Source organism: uncultured Streptococcus sp. (assembly GCF_963511325.1).
Lineage (GTDB): Bacteria > Bacillota > Bacilli > Lactobacillales > Streptococcaceae > Streptococcus.
This window is the reverse complement of record NZ_CAUPII010000008.1, coordinates 38,066-53,225: the sequence shown is the minus strand read 5'-3', so window position 1 is coordinate 53,225 and position 15,160 is coordinate 38,066. Positions and strand designations below refer to the sequence as shown.

The 15,160-nt window shown below is 39.4% G+C and carries 21 protein-coding genes and 1 pseudogene; 14 read left to right on the top strand and 8 right to left on the bottom strand.

Annotation, left to right across the window (positions count from 1 at the left end; all coding sequences use genetic code 11):
- Window positions 1–153 precede the first annotated feature (153 nt).
- The 7 genes from queF to RQ973_RS04005 all read right to left on the bottom strand — a co-directional run bounded on the left by queF (window position 154) and on the right by RQ973_RS04005 (window position 3,699).
- Complete coding sequence (gene queF, locus RQ973_RS04035; RefSeq protein ID WP_248034826.1) at window positions 154–645, bottom strand: preQ(1) synthase; 492 nt, start codon at window positions 643–645, stop codon at window positions 154–156.
- Window positions 646–663: 18 nt separating this feature from the next.
- Entirely contained in the window at window positions 664–1,380 is a 717-nt protein-coding gene (gene queE / locus RQ973_RS04030) for a 7-carboxy-7-deazaguanine synthase QueE (RefSeq protein ID WP_311519889.1), read from the bottom strand.
- Window positions 1,373–1,816: a 6-carboxytetrahydropterin synthase QueD gene (queD, locus tag RQ973_RS04025; RefSeq protein WP_125415378.1), complete on the bottom strand. Its 444-nt coding sequence runs from the start codon at window positions 1,814–1,816 to the stop codon at window positions 1,373–1,375. Before queD ends, queE begins: the two co-directional genes overlap by 8 nt.
- Entirely contained in the window at window positions 1,816–2,469 is a 654-nt protein-coding gene (gene queC / locus RQ973_RS04020) for a 7-cyano-7-deazaguanine synthase QueC (RefSeq protein WP_311519886.1), read from the bottom strand. Before queC ends, queD begins: the two co-directional genes overlap by 1 nt.
- Window positions 2,470–2,672: 203 nt before the next feature.
- A complete protein-coding gene (gene trxA, locus RQ973_RS04015) occupies window positions 2,673–2,987 on the bottom strand; it encodes a thioredoxin (protein WP_001029584.1) in 315 nt (104 codons plus the stop codon).
- A gap of 14 nt (window positions 2,988–3,001) precedes the next feature.
- Window positions 3,002–3,223, bottom strand: a complete 222-nt coding sequence (locus RQ973_RS04010) for a DUF4649 family protein (protein ID WP_004250771.1) — start codon at window positions 3,221–3,223, stop codon at window positions 3,002–3,004.
- Window positions 3,224–3,318: 95 nt separating this feature from the next.
- Entirely contained in the window at window positions 3,319–3,699 is a 381-nt protein-coding gene (locus RQ973_RS04005) for a MarR family winged helix-turn-helix transcriptional regulator (protein ID WP_045762814.1), read from the bottom strand.
- 181 nt (window positions 3,700–3,880) lie between these two features.
- Here RQ973_RS04005 and RQ973_RS04000 point away from each other — a divergent pair, with 181 nt between their 5' ends.
- The 4 genes from RQ973_RS04000 (at window position 3,881) to RQ973_RS03985 (ending at window position 8,073) form a co-directional block, all read left to right on the top strand.
- Window positions 3,881–4,255 (top strand): CidA/LrgA family protein, encoded by a 375-nt coding sequence (locus RQ973_RS04000; RefSeq protein WP_000781321.1) that lies wholly within the window; start codon window positions 3,881–3,883, stop codon window positions 4,253–4,255.
- Window positions 4,252–4,947, top strand: a complete 696-nt coding sequence (locus tag RQ973_RS03995) for an LrgB family protein (RefSeq protein ID WP_075230666.1) — start codon at window positions 4,252–4,254, stop codon at window positions 4,945–4,947. Before RQ973_RS04000 ends, RQ973_RS03995 begins: the two co-directional genes overlap by 4 nt.
- Before the next feature lie 397 nt (window positions 4,948–5,344).
- Complete coding sequence (locus RQ973_RS03990) at window positions 5,345–6,616, top strand: radical SAM/SPASM domain-containing protein (protein WP_239665526.1); 1,272 nt, start codon at window positions 5,345–5,347, stop codon at window positions 6,614–6,616.
- The gene (locus RQ973_RS03985) at window positions 6,613–8,073 is read left to right on the top strand and encodes an ABC transporter ATP-binding protein (protein ID WP_049548509.1); all 1,461 of its coding nucleotides are present in this window, start codon (window positions 6,613–6,615) and stop codon (window positions 8,071–8,073) included. The genes RQ973_RS03990 and RQ973_RS03985 overlap by 4 nt, the downstream gene beginning before the upstream one ends.
- A 374-nt stretch (window positions 8,074–8,447) precedes the next feature.
- Here RQ973_RS03985 and RQ973_RS03980 read toward each other — a convergent pair.
- Window positions 8,448–8,657, bottom strand: a pseudogene (locus RQ973_RS03980) (ABC transporter ATP-binding protein); the annotation flags it as partial.
- A 225-nt stretch (window positions 8,658–8,882) separates the two neighbouring features.
- Between RQ973_RS03980 and RQ973_RS03975 the strand changes: the two are divergent.
- From RQ973_RS03975 to yidD, 10 genes are all read left to right on the top strand, one after another.
- A complete protein-coding gene (locus RQ973_RS03975) occupies window positions 8,883–9,128 on the top strand; it encodes a YneF family protein (RefSeq protein WP_001048970.1) in 246 nt (81 codons plus the stop codon).
- Between the two features lie 205 nt (window positions 9,129–9,333).
- On the top strand, window positions 9,334–10,128 hold the full coding sequence (gene racE / locus RQ973_RS03970) for a glutamate racemase (protein ID WP_311522831.1): 795 nt from the start codon (window positions 9,334–9,336) through the stop codon (window positions 10,126–10,128).
- On the top strand, window positions 10,125–11,096 hold the full coding sequence (locus tag RQ973_RS03965; RefSeq protein WP_311522830.1) for a nucleoside-triphosphate diphosphatase: 972 nt from the start codon (window positions 10,125–10,127) through the stop codon (window positions 11,094–11,096). The genes racE and RQ973_RS03965 overlap by 4 nt, the downstream gene beginning before the upstream one ends.
- Entirely contained in the window at window positions 11,072–11,593 is a 522-nt protein-coding gene (locus RQ973_RS03960) for a metallophosphoesterase (protein WP_001118959.1), read from the top strand. The genes RQ973_RS03965 and RQ973_RS03960 overlap by 25 nt, the downstream gene beginning before the upstream one ends.
- Complete coding sequence (cbpB, locus tag RQ973_RS03955; protein ID WP_311522829.1) at window positions 11,590–12,051, top strand: cyclic-di-AMP-binding protein CbpB; 462 nt, start codon at window positions 11,590–11,592, stop codon at window positions 12,049–12,051. The genes RQ973_RS03960 and cbpB overlap by 4 nt, the downstream gene beginning before the upstream one ends.
- The gene (gene xerD / locus RQ973_RS03950; RefSeq protein ID WP_311522828.1) at window positions 12,048–12,782 is read left to right on the top strand and encodes a site-specific tyrosine recombinase XerD; all 735 of its coding nucleotides are present in this window, start codon (window positions 12,048–12,050) and stop codon (window positions 12,780–12,782) included. Before cbpB ends, xerD begins: the two co-directional genes overlap by 4 nt.
- The gene (locus RQ973_RS03945; RefSeq protein WP_311522827.1) at window positions 12,782–13,516 is read left to right on the top strand and encodes a segregation/condensation protein A; all 735 of its coding nucleotides are present in this window, start codon (window positions 12,782–12,784) and stop codon (window positions 13,514–13,516) included. Before xerD ends, RQ973_RS03945 begins: the two co-directional genes overlap by 1 nt.
- Before the next feature lie 12 nt (window positions 13,517–13,528).
- Window positions 13,529–14,098 carry an SMC-Scp complex subunit ScpB gene (gene scpB / locus RQ973_RS03940; RefSeq protein WP_311522826.1) on the top strand — a complete coding sequence of 190 codons (570 nt, stop codon included), beginning with the start codon at window positions 13,529–13,531 and terminating at the stop codon, window positions 14,096–14,098.
- A complete protein-coding gene (locus RQ973_RS03935; RefSeq protein WP_016466836.1) occupies window positions 14,085–14,810 on the top strand; it encodes a pseudouridine synthase in 726 nt (241 codons plus the stop codon). The genes scpB and RQ973_RS03935 overlap by 14 nt, the downstream gene beginning before the upstream one ends.
- Window positions 14,810–15,064, top strand: a complete 255-nt coding sequence (gene yidD / locus RQ973_RS03930; protein WP_000721871.1) for a membrane protein insertion efficiency factor YidD — start codon at window positions 14,810–14,812, stop codon at window positions 15,062–15,064. Before RQ973_RS03935 ends, yidD begins: the two co-directional genes overlap by 1 nt.
- Window positions 15,065–15,160 lie beyond the last annotated feature (96 nt).

Below are 15,160 nucleotides of genomic sequence, written 5' to 3'. Positions count from 1 at the left end.
AAAATCTCTTCAAACTACGTCAGCGTCCATCTGCAACCTCAAAACAGTGTTTTGAGCTGACTTCGTCAGTTTTATCTACAACCTCAGAGCAGTGCTTTGAGCAACCTGCGGCTAGCTTCCTAGTTTGCTATTTGATTTTCATTGAGTATGAGTTTAGCGGTTGTCAATTTTCTCTGGATAAAGGTCGTGTTGGAAGAGGCGTTGTTCTGCCAATCCTTCATACTTGGTTCTAGGTCTACCGTAGTTGTAGTAAGGGTCGATTGAAATGCCACCGCGTGGAGTGAATTTTCCCCAGACCTCTAAATAGCGAGGGTCTAGCAAGTTGACCAAGTCTTTCCCGATGGTATTGATACAGTTTTCGTGAAAATCCCCATGATTTCGGTAACTAAAGAGGTAGAGTTTGAGGGATTTTGACTCGACGCAGAGCTTGTCAGGAATGTAGGAAATATAAATGGTTGCAAAATCTGGCTGAGCAGTGATAGGGCACAGGGAGGTAAATTCAGGACAGTTGAATTTGATGAAATAGTCATTTTCCACATGACGATTGTCAAAAGATTCGAGGACTTCTGGTTGATAGTCGAAAATGTAGTTGGTTTCTTTATTGCCTAGTAGGCTAAGGTTTTTCATTTCTTCTTGTTGTGACATGATTTTTTCTTTCTAATCTTAAACACCACGTTGGTTATCGTATAGGAGGGTATGGAGTTGAGGAAGGACGCGGACATTGCCCCAGCTATCGTCAGTAGCAACGCGTTCCCAGAGTTCTTTGAGGCGGTCCAGTTGGTCTTGGACAATATTTCCTGTAGCCTTGGGTTCAGGATTTCCAGCCGATAAGAAGAGGACATCTGGTTGGTAGCGTTCTTGTATCCCTTTAGCAAAGGCTAAATCTGCATCATCAAAGACAGGGATTTTAAAGGTGACCTTGTTTGGATCCAGTTGGGAAACAATGAAGTCCAAGGTCTCAAAGTTGACTTCCATCTTGGATGAAGGAGGTTTGGGACTGAGAGTGACCTGGTCGATATCTTTCAACCAATTTTGCCAGCGGGAGCCTTGAGTTTCAACAGCTAGAGTGACACCGCGTTCCTTGAGCTTGGTGACCAGTTCAGCCATGTTAGCTGCTAGGATAGCAGGATTTCCGCCAGACAAGGTAACGTAGTCGTAGCTCCCCAATTTATCTAATTCAGCAATGACCTCATCAGCTGTCATGCGAGTTGGTTTTTCAGAACCATCCCAAGTAAAGGCAGAATCGCACCAGTCGCAGTGGTAGTCGCAACCTGCAGTGCGGACAAACATGGTTTTCTGCCCAATAGCACGACCTTCACCTTGAAAGGTTGGGCCAAAAATTTCCAGAACTGGTAGTTTGAGGACACGTTCCCTAGTCATCTAACCACTCCCGTCTAAATTCCGCAAAGGCAGTCGGAGTCTCATAGAGGCGAACGTATTCCAAACGGAGACCACGTTCGTCTGGCAACTCTTGGTTCATAGTTTGAAAAATCCAGTAAACCATATTTTCAGCAGTCGTGTTCATATAGGGAAGAGTTTCATTGAGATAGCGATGATCCAAGTGGGGTTCTAAGTAGTCCTTGTAGATCGCTTTGATGTCTCCAAAATCGTAGGTCATACCACGTTCATCTAAAAATCCACTGACAGCAATCTGCAGATGATAAGTGTGACCATGCAGAGATTTGCATTTTCCCTCATAGTGAAAGAGGTGGTGGGCGGCATCAAAGGTAAATTCTTTTGATACTAAGGTTCTGTGAGGATTGTAGACAAGAGATTCCCCTGTTTCCTGTTTGATTTCTTTGGGTGCAAAAAACATTAGGCCTCTCCTTTCTGTGAGAGATAAACATCTAACCCATGTTGACGTAGGTGGCAGGCTGGACAATCCCCACAGCCACTGCCGATAATTCCATTGTAGCAGGTCAAGGTCTTTTCGCGAACATAGCCAAAGGCACCGAGTTGGTCAGCTAATTCCCAAGTTTCAGCCTTGTCCAGCCACATGAGAGGTGTTTGGATAACGAAGTCGTAATCCATGGCAAGGTTGAGCGTCACATTAAGGGATTTGACAAAGACATCTCGACAATCAGGGTAGCCAGAGAAATCTGTCTCACAGACACCTGTCACGATGTCTTTAATGCCACGTTGCTTGGCAAGAACTGCCGCAAAGGATAGAAAGAGGTGGTTGCGACCATCAACGAAGGTATTGGGAACCTCTCCCTCTTTTTGCTCAATCTCCATATCAGAGGTCAGGGCATTTTCAGTGATTTGCCCCAGCAGAGACATATCTAAGATGTGATGACGAATGCCTTGTTCCTTAGCGATTTCTTGGGCAACTTGAATTTCGAGATGATGGCGTTGACCATAGGCAAAGGTAACGGCTTCTACCTTTTCATAGTGTTGCTTGGCCCAGAAAAGGCAGGTTGTTGAATCTTGACCGCCACTAAAGACGACCAAGGCTGATTGACGTTTCATAGTACTCCTTCCAAAATGGGAAATGTTCAGAGCACGCAAAAAGCTCCCTAGAGGGAGCTAAAAAAATACCAAATAGAGGTTTTTTTTAGCGATGGCATGTCCCAAACATCGTGATATTCTAGTTACAGTCTAGCATATTTTTTGAAAAATGGCAAAGGGCAAGAAAAAAGAGACCAAATGAATGCACTTGGTCTCTCCTTTGATTAGCTTAATTCAGCAACGATTGCCTTGATTTGTTCTGCTGTGTGAACACCAGCAACTTGTTTAACCACTTGTCCATCTTTTTTGAAAAGAAGAGTAGGAATAGACATGATTCCAAATGAACGAGCTGTGTTAGGATTTTCATCAACGTCCATTTTAACGATTTTCAAGACATCTTCTGAAAGTTCTTCAGACAATTTGTCCAAGATTGGACCTTGCATACGACATGGGCCACACCAAGTTGCCCAGAAGTCTACCAAGACCAATCCGTCTTTAGTTTCTTGTTCGAATGTTGCATCTGTAATTGCTTTTGCCATAGTATTTCTCCTTTTTAGTTATATTGGCTTAAATCTTGTTTCATGAGATAGAAGAAAACATCTCCATAAGTCCCATGGTAGTCCAAATCATGCCCCTTGTAGGTTACTTTTTGGACGGGGTAGTAGTCTGCGACACCAATCAGGCAGGCATGTTGAGAACGTTCAAATTCTTCGTATGACTCGAAGGTCATGGTTCTCTCTTGCTTGCTGGCGTCAAGATAAGTGATTTCAATCATAGGATTCTCCTTTGCTAAATCATATTTTCATTTTACTCCTTGAAAAAAGGAATGTCAAGAAAAATGATTGCGCACGCAAGTTTTTTAAAAAAATGTTAGGCTAACCAGTTTGATTTTGTTGCTAAACTTTCTTCAACAGCTGTTTGTAAATAAGCCAAGGTAGTCTGTCCTTCGCTTGTCAGGCAGATAAAACTAGCTCGCTTATCCTGGTCGCAGCATCTCCGACTAAGTAAACCGCAGTTTTTTGCTTCTAAGCGAGCCACCATCCGTGAAACAGCACTAGGGCTCAGGTGGAGTTTGTCTGGCAAGTCGATTTGTCGTAGGGATTTGCCTTCAGCCTGATTTAGAAAGTGCAAGAGGTAAAATTCCTTGAGTGTCAAGGTTTGTTCACTCTGCTCAGCGATGGTCTCTTCTAAAATAGCTTCTAGCTCTACTTGCCTACGGTTGAAGTCAAACCATTTTTCTAAGTAAGTCATGTCCATCTCCTTTCCCTCTATAATAGTGTAATCATACTAGTGCATCTATGATGCTTGCGCACGCAATTAGTATACACCTTTTTGGCTTGGATAGCAAGAAGGATGTTTCTTATATATTTCCTTGAAATTTTCTGAAAAAAGAGTAAACTGGTATGCAGAAAGTCTATTTGTGGAGTTTACAATGAAGTTATATGTTCAGTTAATGATTCTCTTTGTGATTTCTTTAATCGGTGAAGGAATCTCCAGTTTTTTTCATTTGCCCATTCCTGGAAGTATCATCGGCTTGATTATTCTGTTTCTAGCCTTGCAGTTCAAGTGGCTGCGAATCCGCCATGTCAACATGGTGGGGAACTTTTTGCTGGCCAACATGACCATCCTCTTTCTACCTCCTGCGGTTGGAATTATGGAAAAGTTTGATGTGATTGCTCCCTATCTTCTGCCCATTGTTTTGATTGTCTTTTTTGCAGCAGTAATCAATATCATCTTGATTGCGCTTGTGGTTCAATTTATCAAAAAACGCTATGAAGGTGACTACGAAGAAAGAGGTGCTAAATGAGCGAATTTGTATCCAATCCCCTATTTGGGATTGCCTTGTCCATCTTAGCCTATCTTGGGGGAATGATGATTTTCAGACGCTATCCTCATCCCTTAACGACTCCCTTGTTGCTGTCAGCTATTTTTATAATTATCTTTCTAAAGGTGACTGGCATTTCCTACCAAGATTACTACCAAGGTGGGGTTTATCTTAATAACTTGATTGTTCCTTCAACAGTGGCTCTAGGAATTCCCCTCTATAAGAGTTTCCACTTGATGAAGCATCATGCTCGCAGTATTTTCTTTGGTAGTCTGCTGGCGGTAGTGGTCAATACCTCTTTCACAGCCCTTGTGGCCAAAATCTTTGGTATGGACTTTTTTCTAGCTATTTCCCTCTTTCCTAAGTCAGTGACAACAGCTATGGCAGTAGGGATTACAGAAAAGTTGCAGGGCTTGACTACTGTGACTCTAGTAGTTGTAGTAGCGACGGGGATTTTGACCAGTGTAATCGGACCAACACTTCTAAAATGGCTAAAAATAGACGATCCAGTAGCGGTTGGTTTGTCCCTGGGTGGAACAGGTCACGCTGTTGGAACTGGAACGGCCTTTCGCTATGGACCAGTTGCAGGTGCTATGGGAGGATTAGCTATCGGTGTTACAGGTGTTCTCTATGTATTTGTCAGTCCTATTGTAGCTAATTTGATCTTGAGTTAAAAAAATTAACGGCAAAATTTCGAAATTTTAAAAATTTTTCAAAAAAATACTTGACAATCTACATGAGAAGATATACAATGAAACCAAAGAAAACGGATACAAAATAATTTTTGCTTAACAGTATATGAGATTCTTCTTTTCTATAAAAGAATTATACGTATAATAAATTTTTTAAAATTAAAAAAGGAGGGGAAAGCGATGCTTAATTTGACTGATGTTATCAAAGTTGTAAAAAAAGGTCACCTAGCCTCAGTGCGGCAGCATCCAGATAAATGCCCAGGGCGTTATCGTTAGATTGCCTTGAGTTGCTTATGTAAAAGCGATATTTTATCACTTTACTATTATAATGATGAGGCTGAGGGGTAACCCTCAGCCTTTTTAAAGTGGGAGATAAGTTATGGAAACAATTTATTCTTTTTCTACAAATGATGTAGTTTATTTAAAAAATTTATATACAGGATCTATTTGTGAAATTGATGAGGAACTATTCAAGAAGTTATCTTTAAAAGAATTTCCTTATTTGATAAGTGAGATTGATAAACAAGTGCCCTTTATTCACTCTAAACGAATAGTAGAGGGAGATGAATTATCACTATATATAGTTACAACTATGTCGTGTAACTTGACTTGCTCTTATTGTTTTGAGAATGATAAGGATAGGAAACCGTCCTTAAGTAGTGAGTATGACGGTAAAAAGATTGTGAATTTTATATTAGATGAACTCAATTTTAAGAAGTATAAATCTCTGGATATCTGTTTTACTGGTGGTGAACCATTATATAACTTTCAGTTTATAAGAAATTTATGTGAAACTTTAGATGAGAAACTCCCTATTCCTATTTCGTATACTTTGATTACAAATGGAACGATATTCACAAATAAAATAATGTCTTTTCTTGACTGTCATAATTTCGCTATTCAAGTTTCTTTTGATGGTGATGAGCACTATCATAACCTAGAAAGATGCAATCGATTAGGGAAAGGAACTTATCATAGAATCATAAATAACTTGTCAGTTATGTTGGAAAAGTATAAAAATTTATCCATTCAGGCTAGAGTTAACATATCTAAAAGAAATTATATATCTATCCCGAAATTACTTTTAGATTTAAAAAAGTATACAGAATTTGAAAATTTTAATCTTTATTTTGATTTTGTAGCTGTACCTAACGATTCAATTCTATATATTGATAGTGAAACTAAAAAGAAGATTTGTCTAGATTTATTGCTGTTTTTATCAAAGGAAAATATACCGTATTATCATGATTTAAAAATAGGAGGGTACTGTATGTTCAAAAATCAAGATTCTCTTACAATTCATGCCAACGGTACCTTATATAAATGCTATTCATTAGTAGGGAATGAAAACTATCAGTTGGGAAGTATTGGTCAGGCTACTAACGAATTAACAGGTCTGGGAAGCATGTGCCCATATAAAGATTGTGCTTATTATGAATTTTGTTATGGAGGTTGCCCATTTAATACATTTGTAAATAATGGGAAGATGGAACGTGATTGTCAGTTTGACTATTTAGAGTGGTTTCACAAGATTGTATTTTTAGATGAATTAGGATTATTGACAAAGGAGGATGTTGAAGGGGCTATTCAACATATATCTGTTCATAAAATATATGTGGATAAAAATGTTACTATGGAGGCATGCAGATGAAAAGATTGTTATCCTATAACAATAAAGTGCTATTTCTAAAAAGCTTTATTTTGAATGCCCTTGTTACTATACTAACTGTAGCTATTCCTTATATTAGTAAGTTATTTGTTGACCATATTCTATCTCATAAAGTTCATGCTATGATTGTTTATGGGGTGCTTTATGTAGGAATTTCTCTGTTTATTCAAGTTTTATATTATTTTTGTGATGTGATTCAAGGAGAATCAGAATCGCATGTTTGGCAGAATATTTGCCAAAAAACTGCTGAAAATATCCAGCTCTATGATATGGTAGAGACAGAATTGTCTGAAGCTACCATTACACAAGAATTAGGGCAGACTTATGAGCTGTTAAAACGATTTTTTAACGAATATCCTGTTGCTCTTCTCCTGTACTTGATACGAGCGCTTGTTATTATAGGGATTTTATGGAGTATTTCTCCTACTATTGCTGTGATGATAGGTATTTTGATACCTGTATTTATATTTATTTCACAGAAATATAGTGTACGACTATCTAGGCTTGGATCTGATACAGTGAATTGTATGAAGGATATACGCGATTATCTAGTGGATAGCTATAAACTCATGCCTAGTATGCGATTTTCAGCTCATTCTAGCTTGATTGATTTCTCTCCCTTGGTGAAAAAATATATTTCATGTAAAAATAAGGAAGTGAGAATGACTTCTTTATTTGAAAATTTTCTTTCCTATGCATTTTTGAATTTTATGATTATGATGACGACGATTATATCAGGTTATCAAACTTATAAAGGTTGGATTACGATTGGTGATCTAATGGCTATCCAACTATATATTTCACAATTTTGGACACCTATTGAATACTTCCTTGATGTTTATAAGGAGTATTCAGGAAGTAAGCAAATTATCGAAAATTTTATCAATTTTTTAGAACCTGTTCAGATTTCGTATGAGTCTACTCCAATTTTAGAGATAGTCTTAGAAAAGTATGTTAGCCTGGGGAGAGATGGTGAAGAACTGCATAAGCCATTAACAACTCGTTTAGAAAAAGGGCATATTTATCGTATTGTTGGAGAAAATGGTGTGGGTAAGACGCGATTGATTTTAGCGATAGTAGGCTACAGCATGAATTATCATGGTGAGATTTACTTACCTAATTATAGAAAGAATTCGAATTTTTCGTACTGCCCTGCAGAACCTGTTGCGAGTCGATTTTATAAAAATGAATTGAGTCAAGGTGCATCTATGGGACAACTAAAATTGTTGCAGTTGCAAGAAGCAGTAGCGGTGGAGAAAGATGTTTATATTTTTGATGAGCCAAGTAATTTTTTAGATTCACAAAACAAGAAAAAAGTAGTGCAAATCCTGTCCGACTTGTTATCAAAAGAAAAGTTAGTGATTTTGATTAGTCATGATGATGATTTAGTTGATTTTCCAACAGAAGTTATTACTCTTCAATCATGTGATAGTGAGTAAGGAAAATTAGAACTTTATTGAGTTTAAGAAATATAGTGCATTGACCCTAGAATAGTATGCTATGGATTCTAAAACATTTCTAGAAATTAATTTGACTTTCCTAATCTCTTTGTTCATATCTTATTTTCAATCCACTATAGATTAGCAAGAAGAGACTGGGTAAAAAGTTTTTAAAATCAGAAAAACGCATAATATCGGTGTGCAAAAAGTTGACATTATGCGTTTTATTGTGGGAAGATTTACTTATTTTTTCCTAATACTCTTCGAAAATCTCTTCAAACCACGTCAGCGTCGCCTTACCGTAGGTATGGTTACTGACTTCGTCAGTTCTATCCACAACCTCAAAACACTGTTTTGAGGTTGTGGATAGCTTCCTAGTTTGCTCTTTGATTTTCATTGAGTATTAGGTGAATGACTTGGTCGTAGTGTTTTAAGTCCTCTTCTGTGTAGTGGTGAATGACTTCTATGACTGTTTGAGGTAGGGAGAAGAGCAAGTCACTGATCTTTCTGCTATTTTCCAAGTCAAGATTGGCCTTAATCTCATCGGCTAAGATGAGTTGGCTATCATGATAGAGGGTGCGAGCTCTTATCAAACTATGAGAATGTGGAACTTGCTAAAAAAGTAATTCTTAAACCATACCAAACGCTAGCGATTTATGTAGATTAAGTTCAGAAAGAGCCTTCTTCTAAGGAATAAAAGGGCTCTTTTTTAGCTAGCATTCATTTTTTTGAAAGCGTAACTCAAACTAGTCAGGCGTAGGACTTTATGGTATAATATAGAAGATTCAAAAAGAAACAGGAGAAATGTTATGAACCTTATTTTAGCAATTGTATTGATTCTTTTAGCTTTTCTAGGAGGAGCTCTTGGAGGTATGTACTTGGTGCGCAAGCAAATCGAAAAAGAATTTGCGGATAACCCACGTTTGAACGCAGAAGCAGTTCGTACTCTCTTGAGTGCAAACGGTCAAAAGCCAAGTGAAGCCAAAGTACAACAAGTTTACCACCAAATCATTCGCCAACAAAAAGCAGCCCTTGCTAACAATAAAAAGAAATAAATAGGAAAAGTCTGGGATGAAAGTTCCAGACTTCTCACTATGTTTGACTGATATTTAGAGACAAGACTTTTTCCTTGCATTCTATTGATATTTGATTATGATTAAGAGGGAGACAGTGGGGAACTACCCAGTCTGTCAGCAATTTCAGAAAGAAATGAATAATAATGAACTATCAATCAGGAAAAAATACTAGAAAGAAGACTGTATGGATAATCGACCGATTGGTTTTTTGGATTCGGGCGTTGGAGGTTTGACGGTTGTACGTGAACTCATGCGCCAGCTTCCCCATGAAGAAATCGTCTATATTGGAGATTCGGCACGGGCTCCTTATGGTCCCCGTCCTGCTGAGCAGATTCGTGAATATACTTGGCAACTGGTCAACTTTCTTTTGACCAAGGATGTTAAGATGATTGTCATTGCTTGTAATACAGCAACGGCAGTCGTCTGGGAAGAGATTAAAGCTAAGTTGGATATTCCGGTGCTGGGTGTGATTTTGCCTGGTGCATCAGCAGCTATCAAAGCGAGTCAAGGTGGGAAAATCGGTGTGATTGGAACCCCGATGACGGTAAAATCAGATATTTATCGACAAAAGATTCATGATCTAGACCCAGATTTACAAGTGGAAAGCTTGGCTTGCCCTAAGTTTGCTCCCTTGGTCGAGTCAGGTGCTCTATCGACCAGTGTGACCAAGAAAGTTGTCTATGAAACTTTGCGTCCCTTGGTCGGAAAAGTAGATAGCTTGATTTTAGGCTGTACTCATTATCCGCTCCTTAGACCTATCATCCAAAATGTCATGGGGCCTAAGGTTCAGCTGATTGATAGTGGAGCTGAGTGTGTGCGTGATATTTCAGTCTTGCTCAATTACTTTGAGATTAATCGTAGCCGAGATGCGGCGCTCCTTCAACACCGTTTTTATACAACTGCAAATAGCCAAAGTTTTGCCCAGATAGGAGCAGAATGGCTGGAAAAAGAGATTCATGTGGAGCATGTAACATTATGACAAACAAAATTTATGAATACAAGGACGACCAGGACTGGTATGTTGGATCCTACAGTGTTTTTGGTGGTATTCGGACTTTGACGGATGATGACTTAGAGTTTCCTTTGTTTGATTTAGCCAAAATCTTTCGAGATGAGGAGCGAGGATTTCCGCTTTCAGTCACTGTTTTACGATATGGTTCAGCCTATCGTTTATTGTCCTTTGTGGTAGATATACTTAACCAAGAAATGGGACGAAATCTGGAAGTCATTCAACGTCAGGGTGCCTTGCTCTTAGTTGAAAATGGACAACTTCTGTATGTGGAATTGCCTAAAGAAGGAGTCAACGTTCAAGATTTCTTTGAGACAAATAAGGTCAGAGAAACTTTGCTGATTGCGACTCGTAACGAAGGTAAGACCAAGGAATTTCGTGCTATCTTTGATAAACTAGGTTATGATGTAGAAAATCTCAATGATTACCCAGATCTGCCTGAAGTTGCTGAAACTGGTATGACCTTTGAAGAAAATGCTCGCCTTAAGGCTGAAACCATCTCCAAATTGACAGGCAAGATGGTTCTAGCAGATGATTCTGGTCTTAAAGTCGATGTCCTCGGTGGATTGCCAGGCGTTTGGTCAGCTCGCTTTGCAGGAGTAGGGGCTACTGACCAAGAAAACAATGCTAAACTCTTGCACGAATTAGCCATGGTCTTTGAACTCAAGGACCGTTCGGCACAATTCCATACCACCCTGGTCGTAGCGAGCCCAGGTAAGAAAAGCTTGGTTGTCGAAGCTGACTGGCCAGGCTACATTAACTTTGAACCTAAGGGTGAAAATGGCTTTGGTTATGATCCGCTCTTCTTAGTAGGAGAAACTGGCAAATCATCAGCTGAATTAACCCTCGAAGAAAAAAATAGTCAATCCCACCGTGCCTTAGCCGTTAAGAAACTTTTGGAGGTATTTCCATCATGGCAAAGCAAACCATCATTGTAATGAGTGACTCCCACGGAGATAGCTTGATTGTAGAAGAAATCCGTAACCGTTATCTGGGGAAAGTCGATGCTATTTTTCACGATGGAGACTCTGAGCTTCGCCCAGATTCACCCCTCTGGGAAGGGATTCAGGTCGTCAGAGGAAATATGGACTTTTATTCAGATTATCCAGAACGCTTGGTGACTCAACTAGGCCCTACCAAGATCATCCAGACCCATGGACACTTATTTGATATTAACTTCAATTTCCAAAAGCTTGATTTCTGGGCGCAGGAAGAAGATGCGGATATTTGTCTTTATGGTCACTTGCATGTTCCAAATGCTTGGATGGAAGGAAAGACCCTCTTTTTAAATCCTGGTTCTATCAGTCAGCCACGTGGGACCATCAGAGAATGCCTCTATGCTCGTGTAGAAATTGATGATAGCTACTTTAAAGTGGACTTTTTGACCCGTAACCATGAGGTCTATCCAGGCTTATCCAAGGAGTTTGCTCGATGATTGCCAAAGAGTTTGAACAGTTTTTACTGGAGCAAGAGGAAACCTTTTTAACTTCTGCTGAAAATTTGGCTGTACTCATTGATAGCCACAATGCAGATCATGCAATTCTCCTCCTTAGCCAGATGACCTATACCAGAGTGCCAGTAGTGACTGATGAGAAAGAATTTGTCGGAACCATTGGACTAAGAGACATTCTGGCCTACCAGATGGAGCAGGGCTTGAGTCAGGAAGCTATGGCAGATACGGATATCGTGCATATGACCAAGAAGGACGTAGCAGTTGTCAGTCCAGACTATACACTGACGGATGTTTTACATAAGTTAGTGGATGAGTCTTTCCTACCAGTCGTTGACAAGGATGGTATCTTCCAAGGCATTATCACACGGAAATCAATCCTTAAGGCTGTCAATGCTCTCTTGCATGACTTTAGTAAGGAATATGAGATTCGAAGCAAATGAGAGAAGGAATTTCAGCATTTTTAGAAGAAAAACAAGGTTTGTCTGTAAATTCTAAGCAATCCTATAAGTATGACTTGGAGCAGTTTTTAGATTTGATTGGAGAACGAATCTCTGAGACAAGTTTAAAAATCTACCAAGCTCAACTATCAAATTTTAAAATTAGTGCCCAAAAGCGTAAGGTTTCTGCTTGCAATCAATTTCTTTACTTTTTATACCAGAAGGGAAAAATTGGTACCTTTTATCGTTTAGAATTGCCAAAACAGGCTGAGAAAAAGCAAGTTCAGTCAGAACTTTTAGACTTGAGTTCTTTCTGGCAAGAAAGTACCTATCCAGAGGGACGCTTGTTGGCCTTACTGATAGTTGAGTTGGGCCTCTTACCAAGTGAAATTCTAGCCTTAAAAACAAGTGATGTGAATCTAGACTTTCAAGTATTGAGAATCAAGAAAGCTTCTCAACAAAGAATCTTGAGCCTTCCCACAAATTTGCTTGCAGAGTTAGAACCCTTGATGGGGCAGACCTATCTTTTTGAAAAATCTGGGAAGCCATACTCCCGTCAGTGGGCCTTTCGTCAGTTAGAAGCCTTTCTAAAGGAAAAAGGTTTTTCAGACTTATCTGCCCAAAAATTGAGAGAACAGTTTATATTAAGACAAATCGAAGAAAAGGTTGACTTGTACGAAATTGCTAAAAAATTAGGATTAAAGACAGTCATGACCTTGGAAAAATATAGATAATGGATATTAAATTAAAAGATTTTGAAGGGCCTTTGGATCTTCTTTTGCACTTGGTTTCAAAGTACCAGATGGATATCTATGATGTGCCCATTACAGAGGTTATCGAGCAATATCTAGCCTATATCTCCACATTACAAGCTATGCGTTTGGAAGTCGCAGGTGAGTACATGGTCATGGCTAGTCAACTCATGCTCATAAAGAGTCGCAAGCTCTTGCCCAAGGTTGCAGAAGTGACAGACCTAGAGGATGACCTGGAGCAGGACCTCCTTTCTCAAATCGAAGAATACCGTAAGTTTAAACTTTTGGGAGAGCAGTTGGAAGTGAAGCATCAAGAACGAGCTCAGTATTACTCAAAAGCGCCGACAGAGTTGATTTATGAGGATGCTGAACTTGTGCATGATAAGACTACTATCGATCTTTTCTTAGCCTTTTCAAACTTGCTTTCCAAGAAAAAAGAAGAATTCTCGAAAAACCATACAACCATTTTACGAGATGAGTACAAGATTGAGGATATGATGGTTATCGTCCGAGAAGCCTTACTTGAAGGTCAGCGATTATGCTTGCAAGATTTGTTTAAAGAAACCAAGGATTTACAAGAGGTCATCACGCTCTTTTTAGCGACCTTGGAGTTGATTAAAACCCAAGAAATTCTCTTAATCCAAAAAGAGAGCTTTGGAGATATCTATCTCATGAAAAAGAAAGACGAAAATCAAGTAGAACAAAGTCAGGCTTGATAGAGAGGAAATATGAGTACTTTAGCAGAAATAGAAGCGCTCTTGTTTGTAGCGGGTGAAGAGGGGATAAGGATTCGCCAGTTGGCTGAACTCCTTTCTTTGCCACCGACTGGGATTCAGCAAAGCTTAGAAAAGTTAGTCCAAAAGTATGAAAAAGACCAGGATTCCAGTTTAGCCTTGATTGAGACAGGTGGTGCCTACAGATTGGTAACCAAGCCTCAATTCGCAGCTATTTTGAAAGAATATTCTAAGGCGCCCATCAACCAGAGTCTATCTCGAGCTGCGCTAGAAACCTTGTCCATCATTGCTTACAAGCAGCCTATCACACGGATAGAAATTGATATTATTCGGGGGGTTAATTCAAGTGGAGCGCTAGCTAAGTTACAGGCCTTTGACTTGATACGTGAAGATGGAAAGAAAGAAGTTCTTGGTCGCCCTAATCTCTATGTAACTACGGATTATTTCCTAGATTACATGGGTATTAATCATCTGGAAGAATTGCCAGTGATAAATGAGCTTGACATTCAAGCCCAAGAAAGCCAATTATTTGGTGAAAGGATAGAAGAAGATGAGAATCAATAAATATATTGCCCACGCAGGTGTGGCCAGTAGGAGAAAAGCAGAAGAGTTGATCAAGCAAGGCTTGGTGACGGTTAACGGCCAAGTGGTACGTGAATTAGCGACGACTATCAAGTCAGGAGACAAGGTCGAAGTTGAAGGCCAACCCATCTACAACGAAGAAAAGGTCTATTATCTGCTTAATAAACCACGCGGAGTGATTTCCAGTGTGACAGATGACAAGGGTCGTAAGACTGTTGTCGACCTTTTGCCTAATGTCAAAGAGCGTATCTACCCTGTAGGACGTTTGGACTGGGATACCTCAGGTGTCTTGATTTTGACAAATGATGGTGACTTTACGGATGAGATGATTCACCCTCGTAATGAGATTGATAAGGTCTATGTTGCGCGTGTGAAAGGGATTGCCAACAAAGAAAATCTTCGTCCCTTGACTCGTGGAGTAGAGATTGATGGCAAGAAGACCAAGCCGGCTGTTTATGAGATTCTTAAAGTAGATCCAGTTAAAAACCGTTCAGTTGTTCAGTTGACCATTCATGAAGGACGCAATCACCAGGTCAAAAAAATGTTTGAAGCTGTTGGTCTCCAAGTAGATAAACTTTCTCGAACTCGTTTTGGTCATCTAGACTTGACAGGACTTCGTCCAGGAGAATCACGCCGTCTCAATAAAAAAGAAATCAGCCAACTACACACCATGGCTGTAACAAATAATAAATAATGAAAAAAATCTTAATTGCGCCAGTGCGCTTTTACCAACGCTTTATCTCGCCAGCCTTTCCACCGTCTTGCAGATTTGAGCCCAGCTGTTCAAACTATATGATTCAGGCTATTGAAAAACATGGATTCAAGGGAGTTTTGATGGGCTTGGCTAGGATATTACGTTGCCATCCTTGGTCTGAAACGGGTAAAGATCCAGTACCAGACTACTTTTCATTAAAGCGAAATACAAGAGAAGAAGGATCACATTTGTGATTCTTTTATTGTTATAAGAGTAAGTTACTTGGTAAAATGTTGATTTCCACTACCTTTCTCCTATAAAAAGTGGTAAAATGGTTGAAAGAAAGAAGG

Excerpts from the sequence above, each read along its gene's own strand:
- queF (WP_248034826.1), bottom strand. The coding sequence starts at position 645 with ATGTCACAACAAGAAGAAATGAAAAACCTTAGCCTACTAGGCAATAAA.
- queE (WP_311519889.1), bottom strand. The coding sequence starts at position 1,380 with ATGACTAGGGAACGTGTCCTCAAACTACCAGTTCTGGAAATTTTTGGC.
- queD (WP_125415378.1), bottom strand. The coding sequence starts at position 1,816 with ATGTTTTTTGCACCCAAAGAAATCAAACAGGAAACAGGGGAATCTCTT.
- queC (WP_311519886.1), bottom strand. The coding sequence starts at position 2,469 with ATGAAACGTCAATCAGCCTTGGTCGTCTTTAGTGGCGGTCAAGATTCA.
- trxA (WP_001029584.1), bottom strand. The coding sequence starts at position 2,987 with ATGGCAAAAGCAATTACAGATGCAACATTCGAACAAGAAACTAAAGAC.
- RQ973_RS04010 (WP_004250771.1), bottom strand. The coding sequence starts at position 3,223 with ATGATTGAAATCACTTATCTTGACGCCAGCAAGCAAGAGAGAACCATG.
- RQ973_RS04005 (WP_045762814.1), bottom strand. The coding sequence starts at position 3,699 with ATGACTTACTTAGAAAAATGGTTTGACTTCAACCGTAGGCAAGTAGAG.
- RQ973_RS04000 (WP_000781321.1), top strand. The coding sequence starts at position 3,881 with ATGAAGTTATATGTTCAGTTAATGATTCTCTTTGTGATTTCTTTAATC.
- RQ973_RS03995 (WP_075230666.1), top strand. The coding sequence starts at position 4,252 with ATGAGCGAATTTGTATCCAATCCCCTATTTGGGATTGCCTTGTCCATC.
- RQ973_RS03990 (WP_239665526.1), top strand. The coding sequence starts at position 5,345 with ATGGAAACAATTTATTCTTTTTCTACAAATGATGTAGTTTATTTAAAA.
- RQ973_RS03985 (WP_049548509.1), top strand. The coding sequence starts at position 6,613 with ATGAAAAGATTGTTATCCTATAACAATAAAGTGCTATTTCTAAAAAGC.
- RQ973_RS03975 (WP_001048970.1), top strand. The coding sequence starts at position 8,883 with ATGAACCTTATTTTAGCAATTGTATTGATTCTTTTAGCTTTTCTAGGA.
- racE (WP_311522831.1), top strand. The coding sequence starts at position 9,334 with ATGGATAATCGACCGATTGGTTTTTTGGATTCGGGCGTTGGAGGTTTG.
- RQ973_RS03965 (WP_311522830.1), top strand. The coding sequence starts at position 10,125 with ATGACAAACAAAATTTATGAATACAAGGACGACCAGGACTGGTATGTT.
- RQ973_RS03960 (WP_001118959.1), top strand. The coding sequence starts at position 11,072 with ATGGCAAAGCAAACCATCATTGTAATGAGTGACTCCCACGGAGATAGC.
- cbpB (WP_311522829.1), top strand. The coding sequence starts at position 11,590 with ATGATTGCCAAAGAGTTTGAACAGTTTTTACTGGAGCAAGAGGAAACC.
- xerD (WP_311522828.1), top strand. The coding sequence starts at position 12,048 with ATGAGAGAAGGAATTTCAGCATTTTTAGAAGAAAAACAAGGTTTGTCT.
- RQ973_RS03945 (WP_311522827.1), top strand. The coding sequence starts at position 12,782 with ATGGATATTAAATTAAAAGATTTTGAAGGGCCTTTGGATCTTCTTTTG.
- scpB (WP_311522826.1), top strand. The coding sequence starts at position 13,529 with ATGAGTACTTTAGCAGAAATAGAAGCGCTCTTGTTTGTAGCGGGTGAA.
- RQ973_RS03935 (WP_016466836.1), top strand. The coding sequence starts at position 14,085 with ATGAGAATCAATAAATATATTGCCCACGCAGGTGTGGCCAGTAGGAGA.
- yidD (WP_000721871.1), top strand. The coding sequence starts at position 14,810 with ATGAAAAAAATCTTAATTGCGCCAGTGCGCTTTTACCAACGCTTTATC.